The organism is Mesorhizobium sp. M4B.F.Ca.ET.143.01.1.1 (assembly GCF_004792275.1).
Taxonomy (GTDB): domain Bacteria; phylum Pseudomonadota; class Alphaproteobacteria; order Rhizobiales; family Rhizobiaceae; genus Mesorhizobium; species Mesorhizobium abyssinicae.
The window spans coordinates 89,595-106,665 of record NZ_SRSR01000001.1 but is presented as its reverse complement, the minus strand read 5'-3'; the positions used below and the strand labels follow the sequence as shown (position 1 = coordinate 106,665).

The window sequence follows — 17,071 nt, the reverse complement described above, 5'->3', positions numbered from 1 at the left end:
GCAAACAAAACAATCAAAACAGAGGGAATGTGGACATGAACAAGGACATCAATCGCCCCAACGCTGATCCGACGCTTATCGGGCGCCGCGATCTATTGAAAACAGGCTTGATGATGGGCACGGGCATGGTGCTTGCGGGGGTTGGGCTTCGCCCGGCCCTTGCCGATGAACCGAAACGGGGAGGGACGCTCCGGGTCGGCCTTGGAGCAGCCGGCGCGAAGTCGTCGCTCAACCCTTTCATCTCGACCGGCGATATGGATTTCGCGGTCGCCCAGTCGATCTTCGATCGGCTCACCGACTTCGACAAGGACGGCAATCTCTACAACAAGCTGGCCGATGACTTCACCCACAACAGTGAAGGCAACATCTGGAAGATCAAGCTCAAGAAAGGTGTGGTGTGGCACGACGGCGCGCCCTTCACCGCCAAGGACGTAGCCTACACCATCCAGTACATCCTCAATTCCGACAACAAAGCCGATGCCTACCCCAACCTGGCTCCGCTCCTGGAGTCAAAAGGCGTGCGCGCATTGGATGCCAGCACCGTCGAAATCGAGCTGAAGCAGCCGTATGCCCTGCTGCCGCAAGTGCTGGGCAGCAAAGTGATGTTCCTCATCAAGGACGGGACGACCGACTTCGACAAGCCGATCGGCACCGGACCCTTCAAGTTCGTGTCATGGTCCCGCGGCCAGCGAGTGACACTTGCACGCAGCGACAATTATCGCACGGCAGGGCAACCCTATCTGGATGGGGTCGAGTTCATCGCGATAAACGACCCGACCGCCCGCATGAATGCGCTGGTGGCCGGCCAGGTCGACGCTGTGGCCCAGCTTGACGGGAGCCTGGCGCGGCTCATCGAAGCCAATCCCGCGCTTGTGCTCCTGCGCTCCAAGAGCGGCGCCACCACCGATCAGTTCATGATGACAAACCTGAAGCCATTTACCGACGTGAAGGTCCGGCAGGCCTTCAGGCTGATGATCGATCGCCAGCAACTGCTCGACAACGCGCTGTCCGGCTATGGCAGGATCGGCAACGATCTGCACTGCATCACGGATCCGGACTATGCGTCCGAAATCCCGCAACGCACATATGATCCGGATCAGGCAAAATCGCTGCTCAAGCAGGCGGGCTACGACAACAGCCAGTCAATCACGCTCTACACTTCAGATGCCGCTCCAGGCATGCAGGCGTCTGCCACCCTCATCGCCAATCAGGCGAAGAAAATTGGCGTGAACATCGAGCTCATGGTTGTCCCGCCCGATAGCTACTATTCCGGCCCGAACTTCAAGAAGACCCAGATGGGAAGTTCGGACTGGGGCCAGCACACCCTCGAATCCCAATTCGGCCAGGGCTATGCGCGCGGCGCTTACTGGAACGAACCGGATTGGACCAGCGACGCGTTCGACAAGTGGGTCAGCAAGGCAAGAACCACATTCGACGCCCCCAAACGCCGCGAATATTACGTTGAGGCGCAGAAGGTGCTCTGGAACGAAGGGGCCTACATCATCTGGGGCTTCCGCGATCTCCTCGACGCCTCCAGCGCCAAGGTCAAGAACATCGTTCCTTCGACCCAGAGAAACCTCGGCTACTATCAATTCGAAGGTGTCTATCTCGCGTAAGCAGCAAGGCCGCCGTGGCGCCGATCGGGCCACGGCGGCTTCCTCTCATATGAAGAGTGATAGCCCTTGAACAAGCCATTGCTTCAGCTTCTGCTGACAAGAATAGTCCTGGCTTTCGTCACGCTATTTGCTGTCTCGGTCGTTGTCTTCACCGCGACTCAATATCTGCCGGGAGATCCCGCCCGCGCGGCACTCGGCGCCAAGGCCGACCCCTCCGCTGTCGAGGCGCTCAGGCGCGAGTTCGGCATGGATCGGCCTGCGGTCGTGCAATATTTCAGCTGGATCGAAGGCGCCCTCACTGGCGACTTTGGACGATCAATCCCATCGGGCCGGCCGGTCTGGGAAGCGATCGGGCCTAGAGCCGTCAACACCATGGTGCTGACGGTCACCTCGCTGCTCCTGCTGATACCGCTATCGTTCGTCCTCGGCATTGTCGCGGCGATCTACAAAGACAGGTTGGCGGATCACCTGATATCCGTTCCGACCATCGTCACGGTTGCCTTGCCTGAGTTCGTCATTGGCACAGTGTTGATCGTGCTTTTCGCGGTCTATTTGCGCTGGTTGCCGCCGGTCTCGCTGATCAACGACAGCCTGCCTCTTTCGTCCCAATCCAGCCTCTTCATCTTGCCGGTGCTGACGCTGCTTGGAACGACACTGGCGCAGGTGGTGCGCATGGTTCGGGCAGTGGCCCTCGAAGTGCTGAGCGCCGAGTACATCTACATGGTGCGGCTACGCGGGATTAGTCCAGCGCGGGTGTTGATATGGCACGTCCTTCCCAACACCATCACGCCGACCATTCAGACGATCGCGTTGAACGCGGCCTGGCTGGCAGGTGGGGTCGTGGTCACAGAATCCGTCTTCCAACTGCCTGGAATCGGCAGCGCGCTTTCAGATGCGGTGATCAACCGTGACATGCCGACAGTGCTCGCCATCACGCTGATTATCACCGCCACCTACGTGCTGATCAACTTGGTGTCGGAAGCGCTTATCCTTCTCCTGAACCCAAGGCTGCGCGTAGCGAGCGGCAAGAACTGAGCCGGGGAGATCGGTCCATGTCCACCTCTGTCCTGCGCCTTACGCTGGCGAAGCCCGCCGCCCGCATCGCCCTGGTCCTGGTCCTGATTATCGTCGCCCTTGCAACGCTTGGACCCTATTTCAGCCCCTACGCTTTTGATGAAATTGTCGGCGCTCCGTTCGCGCCCATAACTCAAGAGCATTGGCTCGGAACCGATTTCCTCGGTCGCGACACTTTCAGCCGTTTCCTCTATGGCGGCAGGACGGTTCTGGTTGTCGCGCTGAGCGCGACGGTCGCGGCCTATATCGTGGCCGTGCCCCTCGGCATCTATTCCGGGCTGCGGCGAGGGCCTCTCGATGTCGTGCTGATCGCAATATCCGATGTCATCTACGCCTTGCCGCCGGCCATCTTCCTCCTGGTGCTTCTCGCCTCGACCGGCCCCAGCCTCCCAACAGTCATAGTCGGCATCGTCATCCTGCATTCTCCCCGCATCTTCCGCATCGTGCGTTTGATCACGATGGATATTTCCAAGAACGAGTACGTGGAGGCGGCTTTCGCCCGCGGAGAGAGCTGGACGGCGATCTGTTTCCTCGACATCCTTCCCAACGTGCTGACGCCGGTCACAGCCGACTTCGGTGTGCGGCTTTGCGGATCGATCATTCTTTACGCCTCCCTCAGCTATCTGGGTCTGGGCCTGCCGCCGCCGGCGGCCGACTGGGGCCTGATGATCAGCGAAAACCGAATCGGCATCACCATCTCGCCATGGATCGCCATCGCACCGGCGCTTGCGATTGCCGTCTTCTCCGTTGCCGTCAACGTTCTGACCGACAGCTTTGCGCGCTCGGTTGGTCGCTCGAAAGAGATTTGAAATGGCCGAAGCAATTCCGCTCGTCGTGCAATCGCTTTTCATGCACGATCTCAGCGGCCGCGAAATCGTCAGCGACGTATCCATTGCCGTCAAACGCGGCGAAGTCCTGGCCATCATCGGCGAGTCGGGATCGGGCAAGACCTCTGTCGCGCTGAGCTTGCTTGGCTTTGCGCGACCGGGAATGCGCATTTCGTCGGGCAAGATAACGATTGGCGGTACCGACATCCTCTCGCTTTCGGGGCGCGAGAGGCGCGCCTTTCAGGGCGGCAAGGTCTCACTGGTTCCACAGAATCCGACCACCAGCTTCAGCCCGCGAATGTCCATCGGCAAGCAAATGGCCGAGCTTCTTGCCGCGCATGGTCACTCGGGGCCTGGCCTGAAGCAGTTGCTGGCCGAGGCTCTGCGCAACGTAGACCTCCCCAATGATGAACGGTTTTTGAAACGCTATCCCTTCGAGTTGAGCGGCGGACAACTTCAACGCATCGCCATTGCGATGGCCTTTATGACGTCTCCGCAGGTGATCGTGATGGACGAGCCAACGACGGGCCTGGACGTCTCGACCCAGCAGACGATCCTTGAACTCATCGCCAGGCTGGTCAAGTCCAGCAACGCCAGCGTGGTCTACGTAACCCATGACCTTGCGGTTGTGAACGTCGTCGCCGACCGGGTGGCGGTCATGCTTTCTGGCAGGATTGTCGAGCAGGGCGGCCGCAAGCAGGTGTTTGCTGAGCCGCGCGACGATTATACACGCATGCTGCTCGACGCCATACCGCGACTGGTGGCCGAGAGCCCAGGTCCTGCGGCAGATGATACGACCGACAGCGCCCTTGAATTCCAGAACGTCCTCGAGGTGAAGAACCTGCGCGCCTCGCATGGCAACGTTGAGGTCGTCCACGGTATCTCATTCTCGGTCGGCAGAGGCGAATGCGTAGGGCTGGTCGGCGGCAGCGGCAGCGGCAAGACCACGACAGGCCGGTGCGTGACGGGTTTGCATGGCAATGCCACCGGCACCTTGTTGTTCGAAGGCCATTCGATGCCCTTCGCCGTGTCGAGCCGCTCCAAAGCTGATCTGGGTGCCATGCAGATCGTGTTTCAGAACCCTGACCGCTCACTCAACCCCAAGGAATCGATTGCTCAAAGCATTGCCCGCGCCGTTAGCCTGACCGGGATGACAGACAAGACGAGGATCGGCGCGGAGGTCCGGTCGCTGCTCGACCGCGTTCGACTGCCGCAAAGAGTAATCGACCTCTATCCCGCGGATCTGTCCGGAGGCGAGCGTCAGCGCGTCGCGGTGGCCCGGGCGCTGGCGTTGAAACCGAAGCTCCTGGTTTGTGATGAGATTACCTCGGCTCTCGACGTGTCTGTGCAGGCTGCGGTCGTCGAGCTTCTGCTCGATCTGAAAAAGGATGGCCTTGCGATGTTGTTCATAACGCACAACCTGCCGCTGGTCTCGGAAATTGCACAGTCCATCATAATCATGAAGGACGGAAACATCGTTGAGGCCGGGCGAACGAGCGAAGTCCTCCATTCGCCGCAGCATCGTTACACGAGGATGTTGTTGGAAGCCGCGCCGCGCCTTAATTGACGGCAACCTCTTCTTGGAGCACCAAGAGGGCGATTGTCATGGAGATTCGCCGGAGCGATCTTGCCCACCGACCTTGCCACCGCTGAGCAGAAGCGTGCCCGTTTCGACGCCGTCGATCGGGCGGTTGCCGTTCTGCGCGTTCTCGAACGGGCGGACCAGCCGATGTCGCTGTCGATGATTGCCCGCGAGGTCGGGCTAGGCCAGCCAACCACGTCGCGCTATGTCTCCAGTCTTGTCGGTCATGGCCTTATCGCTAAGGTAAACGGCAACCGCTATGTCCTGGGCATCGGGCTCTATATTCTGGGGCAGAAATCCCTCCATAGAAGGGATGTACGAACCGTAGCCCGTCCCTATCTCGAAACCCTGCACGAGCAGTTTAACGAAACGGTCAGCTTCGCTCTCTGGCTGCGCGATGAGCTCGTTGTCGTGGACTGTATCGAGGCCATGCAAACCTTGCGTCAGGGGGCGTCAGTCGGCGTGACGAATCCGTGGCACGCCAGCTCCTTGGGAAAGTCCATACTCGCCTGGCTGGATGCGCATGAAGTCAACAGGCTCATCAAGGCGTCGGGGTTACCCCGCTACACCCAAAATACCCTTATCACCCTGGACCAGCTGCGTGGCGAATTCCCGCTTATACGGGAGCGGGGCTATGCGGTCGACAACGAAGAGTCGGCGATAGGTGGCCGCTGTATCGGGGCCCCTGTTTACGATGAAGCCGGACGCCCGCTCGGTGCGATCAGCATCAGCGGGCCGATCGCGCGCGTCACCGACGAGGATCTTCCCTCGACAGGCAGGCGCGTTGCCGAGATCGCCGACCAGATATCACGCGCTATGGGGTATGAAGGGAAGATGCCCGCCTGAGCTTCGGGAGCGAGTGATCGGCGGAGCTACCTGCTTGGCTGTCATTTCGACAGCCGGGTTCTGCAGGTTACGGCCGAAGTGCGATCGTTCGGCGCTTTGTAGATGCCGCGGCCACCGCCTCGGCGGCCCGCAGGGCGGCGATGTTATCCGACCCTCGCGCCAGCCAGGACATCTTTCGGTCCCCTGCGCTGACGAAATCCTCGACAGTCGCGACGTGGGAGTCGCCGTCACGAACAGGAACGAGCTCATTCTTGGCTCCATGCCGTCGCATGAGCGTGCCCGAAGCCTTACCGTTCAGCGTGCCATGAGCGATCAGAGTGCCGCGATCGCCGGCGACCACGACCATGCTTTCCATGTCGATGATCGCGAAACTCTCGAACGATTGAAATAAGCTGCCATCGTCGAGCTTGAATGCATAAGAAATCTGGTTGGGAGCACCGCCTTCATTCGCACCGAGGGCGGAAACTTCCTGAGGCTCTGCGCCCGTGAGGAATCTAGCCAGGTCGATGTCGTCGACGGACATGTCGAGATAGATGTCGCTGTCGCCGTCGAGATCGTCTTTCCTGCGCTTGGCTGTTGGCTTGTATGGTCCCTCGCGCGTGATAAGGATCGACTGCACCTTGCCGATTTCGCCGTCGACGATCAACCTGCGCATCGTCTGGTGGATCGCCGAAGCCCGGAACGGGTGATGCACGGCAAGAACGATGCCGGCTGTATCGCACACGCGCACCAGGGCGGCTGCCATCTTGCTGCTTTCGGAGATGGGACCGTCGCAAAGGACGTTCTTGCCAGCCTGCGCCGCGGCTGTGATGTAATGCGCCCGCCGCTGTATTCGGGCACTGACATAGATGAACTCGACGTCAGGGTCGCCAAGGGCACTTGACAAGTTGGTTGTCCACTGTGGGATATCCAAGTCCTGGGCGAAATGCGCGGCATCCAGTTTGCGTCGACTGACCACCCACAAGGGAGTATGCCCTTGCGCCCTGATCCCGGCGACCATCTGCTCCGTGGCGATGGTGCCGGTACCCATAACCGACCACCCCGTCTTGCCGTGAGTTGCCATGCCGGGAGCTCCTTATTCGGTCCAAGTATGGGCGAATTCGCGTCGCGGAGCCAACTTCGCATCTGATTGAGTTCTGAATTAAAGTGGCGTACACAGAGCGTCTATTCGCGTCACTGGGGAAGGCCGCCAGATTGAACCACCTCGCAGGGGAGAATGCTGCGCTTGCGGCGAATTTGAGAACCCTTTGCGACCGTCACGGGTCTGTGGCAGCCGTTTGTCGCAAATTAAACGTCAACCGGCAACAATTTAACAAATATTTGTCCGGCGCCCATGTGCCATCGAGCGCCAATCTGCGCACGATCGCGAATTTCTTCGGACTGAGCGTTCCGATCCTTTTCTCCAACCCGGAGGAATTTCGGACGTTGATCGACGGTAATTTTTTTCATGCGATGTCCACTGCCCGGCATCTGCCTGAGTTTGTGAATTTTCTTTCCAACATTGTTTTTGATAGCACCGTGCAGGATTCCGAGATCCTGGGCGTTTATGATCGCTACCAGTTTTCCTCGATCTATAAGGGTTTCATTCTAAAATCGGCGTTCTGCCTGTATAGACCAGATAAATTTCTGCAGCATTACTATATTGAGCGGTTTCCGAGCTTCGATAAGCCGGGGAAAACCGAATATGTCTTTAAGTACTATGGCTTTAGTTTCCCTGTGGCGGACAGGCTGTTCACAGCCGATTTCGAAGGGATTCAGAGCAACGAGCTCACCTTCGGCGTCTATGCCCAGGTCAAGCGAAACGCCAAGCGGTTCATGTTCGGCATTGCCAGCGGCATCGCGGCCAATGCCTTTCGTCAACCCTACTCAACGAAGGTCGCTTTGCACTACAAGGGGCCGGGCCTGCTCCAGCGCCGTCACCTCAAGGAGCTTACAGTGATCGACAGAGGTGATCCGAGCATTCCCAGGGAGGTGCTACAGTACCTCGGGGATGGGTCCGATATGATCCAGATGTAGTCTCGAAGCCTTGACGGTACGAGGCGGTCGTCTGACACTATTCGTGAAGCCGGCCTACGCCGTGCCGACAAGCTCATTCAGCGCCAAGCGATGCAGCGCAGGCGTGGCTGAGGCCAAGACCGGCCCTCCCTCTTCGGCGCGGCCACCGTCGATACGTGTGACGACGCCGCCCGCTTTCTCGATGATCGGTATCAGCGCGACAATGTCGTAGGGCTGCAGGGAGGGCTCGAGCGACAGATCGATCCGGCCCGCGGCCAGCATTGCGAAGGCGTAGCATTCGCCGCCATACCGGGTCATCTTTACCGCGCTGTTCAGCCGCTCGAAACCAGCCTTGAGATCACCATGAAAATGCTCGGGCGAGTTGGTGTGAAGAATGGCGTCGGAAAGGTTGTCGATGTTGCGCGTCTTGAGCGCCTTTCGCTCGCCGGCGCGCTGGCGCCATGCGCCCGTTGCGTCGGCCCAAAACCGTTCGCCGATATAGGGCTGGCTGAGCATCCCCATCTCGGCGTGGCCGCGATTGGTTAGACCTATGAGCGTCCCCCAGACCGGAATGCCGCAGATGAAAGGTCGCGTTCCGTCAACGGGATCTAGGACCCATCGCCAGTCGCTGCCGCCGCCCGTCTCGCCGAATTCCTCGCCGAGTACGGCGTGGTCCGGAAACTCTTTCACTATGGCGGCGCGCAACGCGATTTCAGCCTCGCGATCTGCCTCCGTAACCGGATCGAACCTGTATCCGGCCTTCACCTTGGTCTCTACGGCGAGGTCAACCAGATAGCGGGGCAGGGTCTCGGCATCCGCCAAATCGGCCAGATGGTGCAGGAAGGATGAGTCCGGGAGCTTTGACATGGGTTCCATCTCCATTTGGTCGATGCGGCCGCCGCTTGGGTCGAACGCCGGATCGAGACCGAATTTCTGGGCGCGCGACTTTAATCTGTCTAGAACAGCACCGAGCGATCGCATCCGGCAAAAGCATGCGCATTTGCACCGGTGGTTGCTCAGGCAGCCTGCAAGGACCGATCAGAATCCGCGGCCAGACGGCGCACCGCGCTCGCCGAACGGGCAACGACGTCTCGTTCGAGTTTGCCGGCGCGGACACTGGCGATGATACTGTTTGCCACATCATCGACCTGAGGCCCGCCCGCCAACAGGAGAAGGTCGACGCCGGCTTTGAGCGACGCCACCGCGGTTTCCGGAACCGTGCGGCCGCGCAACGTTCCGGGCAGATCGAGATCGTCCGAGACGATCAGGCCACGGAACCTGTGGGCGCCGCGAAGCATCGCGACTACCTTTGCCGAAGTCGACGAAGGCTCGGACGAATCGATTGCATCGACCGGTATGGGCCCGGTCATGATGGCGCACACACCTGCTGCAATGGCCGCGTCGAAGCACTTTAGATTGGGTTTCAGCTGCTCCAGCGAAGCAGTGACCGTCACAGTCGCGCTGTCGTGCGGGTCGGCCGGCACATGGGGATGCCCGGGAAAGTGCTTTGCTGTTGCCGCAACTCCCTGGTTCTGAACGCCTCTAATGAATGCCGACGCGGCGCGACTGACCAGGTCGCTATCCGCGGAAAAGGTGCGGTCACGCAGCCACGGGTTGCTTCCGGTCACCAGATCGACGACGGGCGCCAGGAAGAAGTTGATGCCGCAGGACCTGGCGGCGCGAGCGGCCTCTGCCCCGAAGTGCTCGATCTCGGTCTCCTTCATCTCCAGAACTTCGCGCGGATGAGGAAGCTGGGGTCCGAGGTTGTGGAGGCGGTGGACACCTCCCAGTTCGTAATCGATTGCGACCAGCACGTCGCCAGCAAGCGCCCGCGCACGGTCGTGGTAGTCCAGGAGAAGCTGCGGCGTTTCCGATTGCTGCCTGGCCGGCGACATGCGCCGCGCCACATATTCTTCGCGCGTCGAACCGAGAAGGGAAGCGACGCCGCCGGCAGTGAAGAAAGACGTCGACGCTTGTGTGAACTCAACCTTGTCAAAGGCGGGCAGGAGTACTGCGTAAGCGTCGCGAGAGAGGTCATCCATTTTTTCAGTCCTGATGTGTTTTGGCTCTGAGAGGGCAGAGTCCAATCATTTGGTGGTTGTCTGCTTCAGGAAGGTGGGAACGCAACCCAGGATTTCGACGCTGACGACGTGACGCTGACCTCGGACAGCAGAACACCCCGCAGCCCTTCGTAAACATCGGAAACCGGCACCTGCAGCGCTTCTCGCCAGTTACGTCCTGCCTCGAGCGCCGTCGCATAGTCGCTGTACAAGACGGCGAGCGCTTCGAGGTAGCCTTCGGGAGAGCCGGCCGGCAGGCTGGTCGCCTGTTTCGCGTCGGCCGAGAGGTCGCTGTTTCCGCGACGATAGGTGAGGTCGCCTTGGCCAAGCCGGAAGACACTGAGCGTTTCCGGTGCTTCCTGCCGCCATTCCATGGTGGCCTTGGAGCCGACGATCTTGAAGCGCAGGCCATTGCGATGGCCAGGAGCGGCAAAGGAGGACCACAAAAGGCCGTTGGCGTTGCCCTCGAATTCCAGCTGGATCAAGTCAGTGTCGTCTAACCCGAAGGAGTCGACGGTTCGCATCAGGTTGGCGCTGAGTGCGGTGCACCGGAGACCGGACACAAACTCGAGGATATTGAAAGCGTGCGTGCCGATATCCCCTAGCGCGCCCGTCGGTCCCGCCTTTGCTGGGTCGCCGCGCCATATCCCGCCCTTGCCCAGCTTCGACGGGTCGTTGACCAGCCATTCGAGCAGATACTCCACATGCATGAAGCGAACCTGCCCGATCTCGCCCGCGCGGATGCGAGCGCGCGCGTCTCGGACCATGGGATAGCCGGTGTAGGTGTATGTCACGGCAAAGAACGTGTCATTTGCCGCCGCTATCCGCTGAAGCTCGCGCGCCTGCTGCGACGAGTGGACCAGCGGCTTTTCGCAGATGACAGGAATGCCAGCTTCGAGAAACGCTTTGCATGGTTCGAAATGCAGATGGTTGGGCGTGACGATGATCGCGACTTCAATCGCATCGTCGCGTGCCGCTTCCAAGGCCGCCATGTCATGGAAGCTGAGGTAATTGCGGCCCGCGGCCACCCCAAGCGCCTCGCCGGCTTCAAGACAGGTCTGCCGGTCGGACGAGAAGGCGCCAGCTACCAATTCGAAACGATTGGTGAGCCGCATGGCAGTTCGATGACGGCTTGCAAAGAATGAACCACGCCCCCCTCCCACCATGCCGGCGCGAAAGCGACGTTTGCGGGGGATGTCGTTCGTCAGAAGGCTCATAGGTCCCCATCGCGCATTTCGGTCCATCTTTGGACTTGGTCGGAAGTGTCGCACTCGTCCTATTCGACAGCGGCTGCGATGAGGAACGGTCGACGGTATCCTTCCACTCGCGAGATCGAGCGACAAGTTCGCACGGTTCCAATCTGTGACGCAGAGTGACGCGATGTGCCTAGGTCGCTGTCTGTCGTGCATCAAGTCCAGGCTCCCACTTGAGCGCCGCTCAGCCGCGATGGTATCGGCGCCCCGCAATCAATCACGACAGCCCGGGGTTGGTCTGATGGATAGGATAGTCACGGGGGGGCCTCCACGACCCCCGTTCCCCGTTTCCCGACATCGGAAATGAACGTCCAAATGCGTCAGGAATGGTGACTGTGCGAAATTGCATCGGTGAGCGGCTGGTAGTGAGGCTTATCGACCACATGATCGACGAACAGTGCCCTTGGCTCGACCTGCAGCGACGGTTCATCATGACATTGTGGCCTGGGACGGTTGGGAGTTATATCCGCTAGCCATGAAGACGGAAAAAGAAGCTGCCCATGATCTGTCTGGGAGGTTTGGGTGATGCTTTCGGAAGAGCGCCAGGCGATCATACGCGATCGATTAGCGGAGCAAGGCAAGGTCCTGGCCAACGCGCTGGCGCTCGAATTCCGTGTGTCGGAAGACACCGTACGCCGCGATCTTCGCGATCTTGCCAAAGCCGGGTTTTGCCGCAGGGTCTACGGCGGAGCGCTCGCCAGATCATCAGCGACCGGCACGGGAGGCGGGCGGTTGAAAATCTCCGTCTCCGATCTCGCGGCGCCGGCTGCTACCGCAACCAAGCTCGTGCAGCCCGGCGCGGTGATCCTGATGGATCAAGCAGCCCTAAGCGTCGCATGCGCTGCCGCTTTGCCCCGTGACATGGCCTTGACGGTTGTGACGAATGCTCCGTCAGTCGCGACGGCATTATCAGGGCATCGTCAAGTGCGCGTGGTTCTGTTGGGCGGCCTGTACGACCAGGACAAAGGATGCTCTTTTGGACCTGTCTGCCTCTCGCAGTTGGAGCAGTTCCATGCCGATTTCTTCTTTGCCGCCGATTGTGCCATAGATGCTTCCGTCGGCTTGACCGCATTCGACCTTGCCGAGGCTGAAATCAAACGCGCGATGTGCAGGCGGAGCATCGCTCGGGTAGCTTTTGCGACCGCAGACAGGATGTCGAGGGTCGCGCCCTTTCAAGTTTCGGGACCTGGAGAGATCGACCATTTGGTGGTCGGGCGCCAGCTAACTGCCGAGAGCCTCCAATTGTTTAGCAAGCAGGGCACGGTGATCCACCGCGCATTGGGGGGTCCAAATCGAAACCTCGACGATCGACGACCTAAGGACCTTCAACAAGATCCTGCATGAGGGTTTTGAGATCGCGAGCGACGTCGTAGCTGTTCATCTGATGCTGCTTGTTGCAGAACAGCTCGCAGCTCCACCAGCCATCGTAGCCGGTAGACTTCACGGCAGCTACCCACTCTCGAAGGTCTAGCGCGCCCTTGCCTGTTTCCACGTCGCGCAGCACCGGCTCGTTGGGGACTCCGCCCGCAAACGGCAGAGAGTCGCAGATGTGCACGCCGTAAATCAGATCCTTGTCCAATCGCGAGATTTGTTCGGGGCCATCGCCCGAGGTGTAACAGTGCCAGAAGTCGACGACGAGACGTATGTTGTCGCGCGCTGCTTTCCTGATGGTCCGAAGCTGCCTGTCAAGGGTGTTGAGCGGCGTCCAGGACAACGCTTCATGGTAGATGACCACATTGCGCTGGGCGGCAATGTCGGCGACCGCGGCCAATCCAGACGCCGTGATGTCGATCTGCTCCTCTATCGGCAGGCCAACAACGCCGCGGTAGAGATCGGGTAGCCGGGTAACGCTGGTGGGATCGAGAGCCTCGAGACTGATTGGACCTGTAATGACCTGAATGCCCTTTGATCCAACCGCCGAGGCAAGGTCCGTCAAAGCTTCCGCGTCTTTCAGCAGGTCCTTTCGGGCGTCGCCGTAGCGTTCCACGTCGAGAAGAAATCCAATTCCTGGAATGAAAGTATCGCCGACAACGCGCCGCAGCTCCTGCGGGCTGAAACCAGCGTCCAGGAAAGCGCGAATCTTGGCGCCGGATGCTTCCAGCCCATCGAAGCCGATCTGGTGTGCGATATCGAGATCAAGTGCAAGCGTGCCGTATCGCGCGACGAGTGCATGCAGGACAATCTGGTTGCGCTTCGACATGGGTTCCACCGTCATAAGTGGTTGACATTACCAGCAAGCAAGCCATACGCGTTGTTGAGGCGGAATTGCGCGGTAGTGCGAATTCTTGCGCGATATGCAGCACTTATCGCGTTATATCGCGTCGAAAATCTCCTGGAATCTGGACGCGTGTTGCGCCTGGCTGGAGCCAGTCTCGGCATATTTCGCCCATCGGCGGCTGGAAGCGGTCAACCCCTACTGTCGCAACTCTTCTCTGATAGCGCGTCACATTGCTTCGAATAAACCTACCCTGCGAACTTGTCGCAGGGCCTTCCATGGCTGCTTACTAAGAGCATGAACGAGGAGCATATCTCGCAACCGCCTCGTCAGCCAAAGATAAGAGGGTCGAACAATGAAACTGACCGGTGGGCAGATCGTCGCAAGAGCGCTCAAGGAATATGGCGTCGAATATGTGGCTGGCGTACCTGGACATGGCATCTGGGCCCTGTTCGATGCTTTTCTAGAGGAAGGCTCGCAGCTGCCTTTCATCCAGGTCATGCATGAACAGAGCGCCGTTCACATGGCGGACGGCTATTTCCGCGCCAGCGGCAAGCCCATGGCATGTTCGACGTCGGTCGGACCCGGCGCTACCAACACGATCATTGGGCTTGCGACAGCCTACTGCGACTCGACTTCCTTGTTCTATGTCTCGGGCTCCCCACAGACCTACATGCATGGCCACGGCACCATGCAGGAGATCGAGCGCCAGCAGGACAACGCCTTTGCGCGCATCACCGAGCAGGTGACCAAGCGCGCCTGGCAGGCTCAATCCGTTCAGGTTCTGCCGACCATCATGCATCGCGCCTTCAACGAGATGCTCACCGGCCGTCCGGGCCCCGTGCACGTCGAGGTACCGATGGACGTGCAGGTCGAGGCGGCCGAGGTGAGCATTCATCCGCTGGATAAGCGCCTGCCGATCGGTGTGGCCTACCCGGATCCGAGCGCGATCGAGGCGGCCGTAAAGCTTCTGTTGAACGCCGAACGGCCGGTCATCGTCGCCGGTGGCGGCGCCATCACGGCTAACGCTTCGAACGAATTGACCCGTCTGGCAGAGCGGCTCGGCGCGGCGGTTTCGATCACCTGGAACGGTAAGGGCGCCATCTCGGAAGATCATGAGCTCTTCATCGGCGCAGTCGGCCAGACCGGCACGACATGCGGCAACAAGATCACCGCGTCCGCTGACGTCGTGATCTCGGTAGGCTGCCGCTTTACAGATTGGTCGGCATCTTCCTACGCCAAGGGCGTTTCGTTCTCGATCCCCCCGGGCAAGCTGATCCACATTGATCTTGACCCGCGTGAGATCGGCAAAACCTATCCGACCGAGGTTGGCATCGTGTCCGACGCAAAGGTGGCGTTGGAGGCAATCCTGGCGTTGATCTCGGAGGCAGATGCCAAGAAGGCCCTCGCAAAACGCGAGAAGTTCCTGGCGGACGTCCAGAAGGCGAAGGCCGACTGGATCGCCCAGGTGGCGCCGCGCGAAAACAGCCGCGAAACGCCCTTCACATCGCAGCGGCCACTGGTCGCTTTGCGCAAGGTCCTCGACCGCAATGGTATTGTGGTTGTCGGTTCGGGCAACACCCAGGGTTCGGTGAAGCAAAGCTTCCCGGTCTACGAGCCTCGCACCCACCTGACCTCCGGCTCCTATTCGCCGATGGGCTGGGCGGTGCCGGCGGCTTTGGGCGCCAAGCTCGCATGCCCGGATCGTCAGGTCGTGGCGATCGTTGGCGACGGCGACTTCATGATGTCGCTGCCCGAAATGGGCACTGCCGTGATGAACGGCATCAATGTGGTGTTCCTCGTGTTGAACAACTCAGGTTACATGTCGATCCGCGGTGGCCAGCGCAAGTTCATGGGCCGTCACATCGCTTCCGAATTTACCCATCACTCCGGCAATGGCCAGCCTTACTCTGCCGATATCACGGCCTCCGCCCGCGCATTCGGGCTCGAGGCCTGGAAAGTCGAGAAGGATGAAGATCTCGAAAGCAGCCTGAAGGCAGCTCTGGAATGCGGAGGCCCGGCTCTTGTCGAGGTCATTGTCTCGCGCGACGCGGCGGGACCGTTCGCGACCGGCTGGTGGGATTTTCCGTCGCCGGCCTACTACGAAAAAGAACAGGCCGGATACGCCGAGATGCGCGCCCGCGAGCAGCACCTGTAGCAGGACCGACGTGAGGGCGGGCCGGCCCCGCCCTCAAACTTCGCCACCCATCTCGTTGAGGATGCGGCGCCCACGCGCTCGCGAACGAAGAGCTATTGCAATGATACGCACCGTCAAGTCCGCCCGAGGCAGTGTCGCAGACGATGGTCAGCCGGCAGTTACCGCGACAGTTCAGGCCTTGCTGGCCCAGGTCGAGAAGGGCGGCGACAAGGCGGTGCGCGAATTGTCCGTCCGCTTCGACAAGTTCGACAGGGATGACTATCGCCTGACCAAGGCCGAGATCGACGGGTGCATCAACGCGTTGACCAAGCGCGAACGCGATGATCTCGATTTCGCGCAGGACCAGGTGCGCAGGTTCGCCGAAGCCCAGCGCGCGACCCTTCTCGATCTGGAGATCGAAACGCTGCCGGGAGTCGTTCTAGGCCACAAGAACGTGCCGATCCAGAATGTCGGATGCTATGTCCCGGGCGGCAAATATCCGCTGCTTGCGTCCGCCCACATGACTGTCTTGACCGCCCGAGTGGCTGGTTGCGAGCGCGTCATCACCTGCGCCCCGCCGTTTCAGGGCAAGATCGCCGAGAAGATTGTCGCCGCCCAGGCGCTCGCCGGCGCCGACGAAATCTACTGCCTCGGCGGCGTCCAGGCGATCGCCGCCATGGCCTACGGCACCGAGACGATCGCTCCCGTCGATATCCTGGCCGGCCCTGGAAATGCCTATGTGGCAGAAGCGAAACGGCTGCTGTTCGGCAAGGTCGGCATCGACCTTTTCGCCGGTCCGACCGAGACGCTGGTGATTGCCGACGACAGTGTCGACGGTGAGATCGTGGCCACGGATCTGCTTGGCCAGGCGGAGCATGGCGTCAGCTCTCCTGCTTTGCTGATCACCAACTCGGAAAAACTTACCCGCGACACGCTGGATGAAATCGAGCGTCTGCTCAAAATCCTGCCGACCGCGGCTGTCGCGGCCAAAGCCTGGGAGGATTTCGGCGAGATCATCCTGTGCGATACGATCGACGAGATGGTGGCCGAGGCCGATCGCATCGCCTCCGAGCATGTCCAGGTCATGACGCGTGATCCGGACTACTTCCTTGAGAAGATGAAAAACTATGGCGCGCTGTTTCTCGGTGCCCGCACGAATGTGTCGTTTGGCGACAAGGTCATCGGCACCAACCATACGCTGCCGACCAACAAGGCCGCGCGCTACACTGGCGGGCTCTGGGTCGGCAAATTCCTCAAGACCTGCACCTATCAGCGCATCCTGACCGACGAGGCCTCGGCCCTGATCGGAGAGTACGGCTCGCGTCTCTGCCTGATGGAAGGGTTCGCCGGGCATGCCGAACAAGCCAACATCCGGGTCCGCCGCTACGGAAGAAAGAACGTCGGCTACGCCATGCCGGCCGATCCAAGCTGACTGCAACCGGCCCGATAACAGCGAAAATGCGACC

General features: G+C 60.2%; 14 protein-coding genes. 9 read left to right on the top strand and 5 right to left on the bottom strand.

The features are described 5' to 3' along the window. Positions 1 to 35 precede the first annotated feature (35 nt). From EN786_RS00450 to EN786_RS00430, 5 genes are all read left to right on the top strand, one after another. Positions 36 to 1,616: an ABC transporter substrate-binding protein gene (locus EN786_RS00450; RefSeq protein ID WP_245478094.1), complete on the top strand. Its 1,581-nt coding sequence runs from the start codon at positions 36 to 38 to the stop codon at positions 1,614 to 1,616. Between the two features lie 66 nt (positions 1,617 to 1,682). Next, positions 1,683 to 2,651 carry an ABC transporter permease gene (locus EN786_RS00445; RefSeq protein WP_127308842.1) on the top strand — a complete coding sequence of 323 codons (969 nt, stop codon included), beginning with the start codon at positions 1,683 to 1,685 and terminating at the stop codon, positions 2,649 to 2,651. A gap of 17 nt (positions 2,652 to 2,668) precedes the next feature. After that, positions 2,669 to 3,499, top strand: a complete 831-nt coding sequence (locus EN786_RS00440; protein WP_127308843.1) for an ABC transporter permease — start codon at positions 2,669 to 2,671, stop codon at positions 3,497 to 3,499. Between the two features lies 1 nt (position 3,500). After that, positions 3,501 to 5,084 carry an ABC transporter ATP-binding protein gene (locus EN786_RS00435; RefSeq protein WP_245478095.1) on the top strand — a complete coding sequence of 528 codons (1,584 nt, stop codon included), beginning with the start codon at positions 3,501 to 3,503 and terminating at the stop codon, positions 5,082 to 5,084. A gap of 60 nt (positions 5,085 to 5,144) precedes the next feature. Continuing rightward, positions 5,145 to 5,945, top strand: coding sequence for an IclR family transcriptional regulator (locus EN786_RS00430; RefSeq protein ID WP_245478096.1), 801 nt, complete (start codon positions 5,145 to 5,147; stop codon positions 5,943 to 5,945). Positions 5,946 to 6,012: 67 nt separating this feature from the next. On the opposite strand, the gene EN786_RS00425 is transcribed toward EN786_RS00430, so the two are convergent. After that, on the bottom strand, positions 6,013 to 7,008 hold the full coding sequence (locus EN786_RS00425) for a Gfo/Idh/MocA family oxidoreductase (RefSeq protein WP_127308844.1): 996 nt from the start codon (positions 7,006 to 7,008) through the stop codon (positions 6,013 to 6,015). Positions 7,009 to 7,139: 131 nt separating this feature from the next. Between EN786_RS00425 and EN786_RS00420 the strand changes: the two genes are divergently transcribed. Beyond that, complete coding sequence (locus EN786_RS00420) at positions 7,140 to 7,961, top strand: helix-turn-helix transcriptional regulator (RefSeq protein ID WP_127308845.1); 822 nt, start codon at positions 7,140 to 7,142, stop codon at positions 7,959 to 7,961. Between the two features lie 54 nt (positions 7,962 to 8,015). Here the strand turns inward: EN786_RS00420 and hisN are convergent, their stop codons facing one another. The 3 genes from hisN to EN786_RS00405 all read right to left on the bottom strand — a co-directional run bounded on the left by hisN (position 8,016) and on the right by EN786_RS00405 (position 11,217). Next, on the bottom strand, positions 8,016 to 8,807 hold the full coding sequence (gene hisN / locus EN786_RS00415; protein ID WP_127308846.1) for a histidinol-phosphatase: 792 nt from the start codon (positions 8,805 to 8,807) through the stop codon (positions 8,016 to 8,018). A 149-nt stretch (positions 8,808 to 8,956) separates the two neighbouring features. Then, a complete protein-coding gene (locus tag EN786_RS00410; protein ID WP_127308847.1) occupies positions 8,957 to 9,982 on the bottom strand; it encodes a glycoside hydrolase family 3 N-terminal domain-containing protein in 1,026 nt (341 codons plus the stop codon). A gap of 65 nt (positions 9,983 to 10,047) precedes the next feature. Further along, positions 10,048 to 11,217 carry a Gfo/Idh/MocA family oxidoreductase gene (locus tag EN786_RS00405; protein ID WP_135907902.1) on the bottom strand — a complete coding sequence of 390 codons (1,170 nt, stop codon included), beginning with the start codon at positions 11,215 to 11,217 and terminating at the stop codon, positions 10,048 to 10,050. A gap of 561 nt (positions 11,218 to 11,778) precedes the next feature. Between EN786_RS00405 and EN786_RS00400 the strand changes: the two genes are divergently transcribed. Next, positions 11,779 to 12,597, top strand: coding sequence for a DeoR/GlpR family DNA-binding transcription regulator (locus EN786_RS00400; RefSeq protein WP_127308979.1), 819 nt, complete (start codon positions 11,779 to 11,781; stop codon positions 12,595 to 12,597). Here EN786_RS00400 and EN786_RS00395 read toward each other — a convergent pair. Then, on the bottom strand, positions 12,569 to 13,453 hold the full coding sequence (locus EN786_RS00395; protein ID WP_127308980.1) for a sugar phosphate isomerase/epimerase family protein: 885 nt from the start codon (positions 13,451 to 13,453) through the stop codon (positions 12,569 to 12,571). The genes EN786_RS00400 and EN786_RS00395 overlap by 29 nt on opposite strands. 370 nt (positions 13,454 to 13,823) lie before the next feature. Here EN786_RS00395 and EN786_RS00390 point away from each other — a divergent pair, with 370 nt between their 5' ends. After that, a complete protein-coding gene (locus EN786_RS00390) occupies positions 13,824 to 15,626 on the top strand; it encodes a thiamine pyrophosphate-binding protein (RefSeq protein WP_127308981.1) in 1,803 nt (600 codons plus the stop codon). Between the two features lie 100 nt (positions 15,627 to 15,726). Next, entirely contained in the window at positions 15,727 to 17,037 is a 1,311-nt protein-coding gene (hisD, locus tag EN786_RS00385) for a histidinol dehydrogenase (protein ID WP_127308982.1), read from the top strand. Positions 17,038 to 17,071 lie beyond the last annotated feature (34 nt).

Bases quoted from the DNA above. Each gene is read 5' to 3' on its own strand.
- hisN (WP_127308846.1), bottom strand. From the start codon at position 8,807: ATGTCAAAGCTCCCGGACTCATCCTTCCTGCACCATCTGGCCGATTTG.
- EN786_RS00390 (WP_127308981.1), top strand. From the start codon at position 13,824: ATGAAACTGACCGGTGGGCAGATCGTCGCAAGAGCGCTCAAGGAATAT.
- EN786_RS00450 (WP_245478094.1), top strand. From the start codon at position 36: ATGAACAAGGACATCAATCGCCCCAACGCTGATCCGACGCTTATCGGG.
- EN786_RS00395 (WP_127308980.1), bottom strand. From the start codon at position 13,453: ATGTCGAAGCGCAACCAGATTGTCCTGCATGCACTCGTCGCGCGATAC.
- EN786_RS00405 (WP_135907902.1), bottom strand. From the start codon at position 11,217: ATGAGCCTTCTGACGAACGACATCCCCCGCAAACGTCGCTTTCGCGCC.
- EN786_RS00440 (WP_127308843.1), top strand. From the start codon at position 2,669: ATGTCCACCTCTGTCCTGCGCCTTACGCTGGCGAAGCCCGCCGCCCGC.
- EN786_RS00425 (WP_127308844.1), bottom strand. From the start codon at position 7,008: ATGGCAACTCACGGCAAGACGGGGTGGTCGGTTATGGGTACCGGCACC.
- EN786_RS00435 (WP_245478095.1), top strand. From the start codon at position 3,501: ATGGCCGAAGCAATTCCGCTCGTCGTGCAATCGCTTTTCATGCACGAT.
- hisD (WP_127308982.1), top strand. From the start codon at position 15,727: ATGATACGCACCGTCAAGTCCGCCCGAGGCAGTGTCGCAGACGATGGT.
- EN786_RS00400 (WP_127308979.1), top strand. From the start codon at position 11,779: ATGCTTTCGGAAGAGCGCCAGGCGATCATACGCGATCGATTAGCGGAG.
- EN786_RS00410 (WP_127308847.1), bottom strand. From the start codon at position 9,982: ATGGATGACCTCTCTCGCGACGCTTACGCAGTACTCCTGCCCGCCTTT.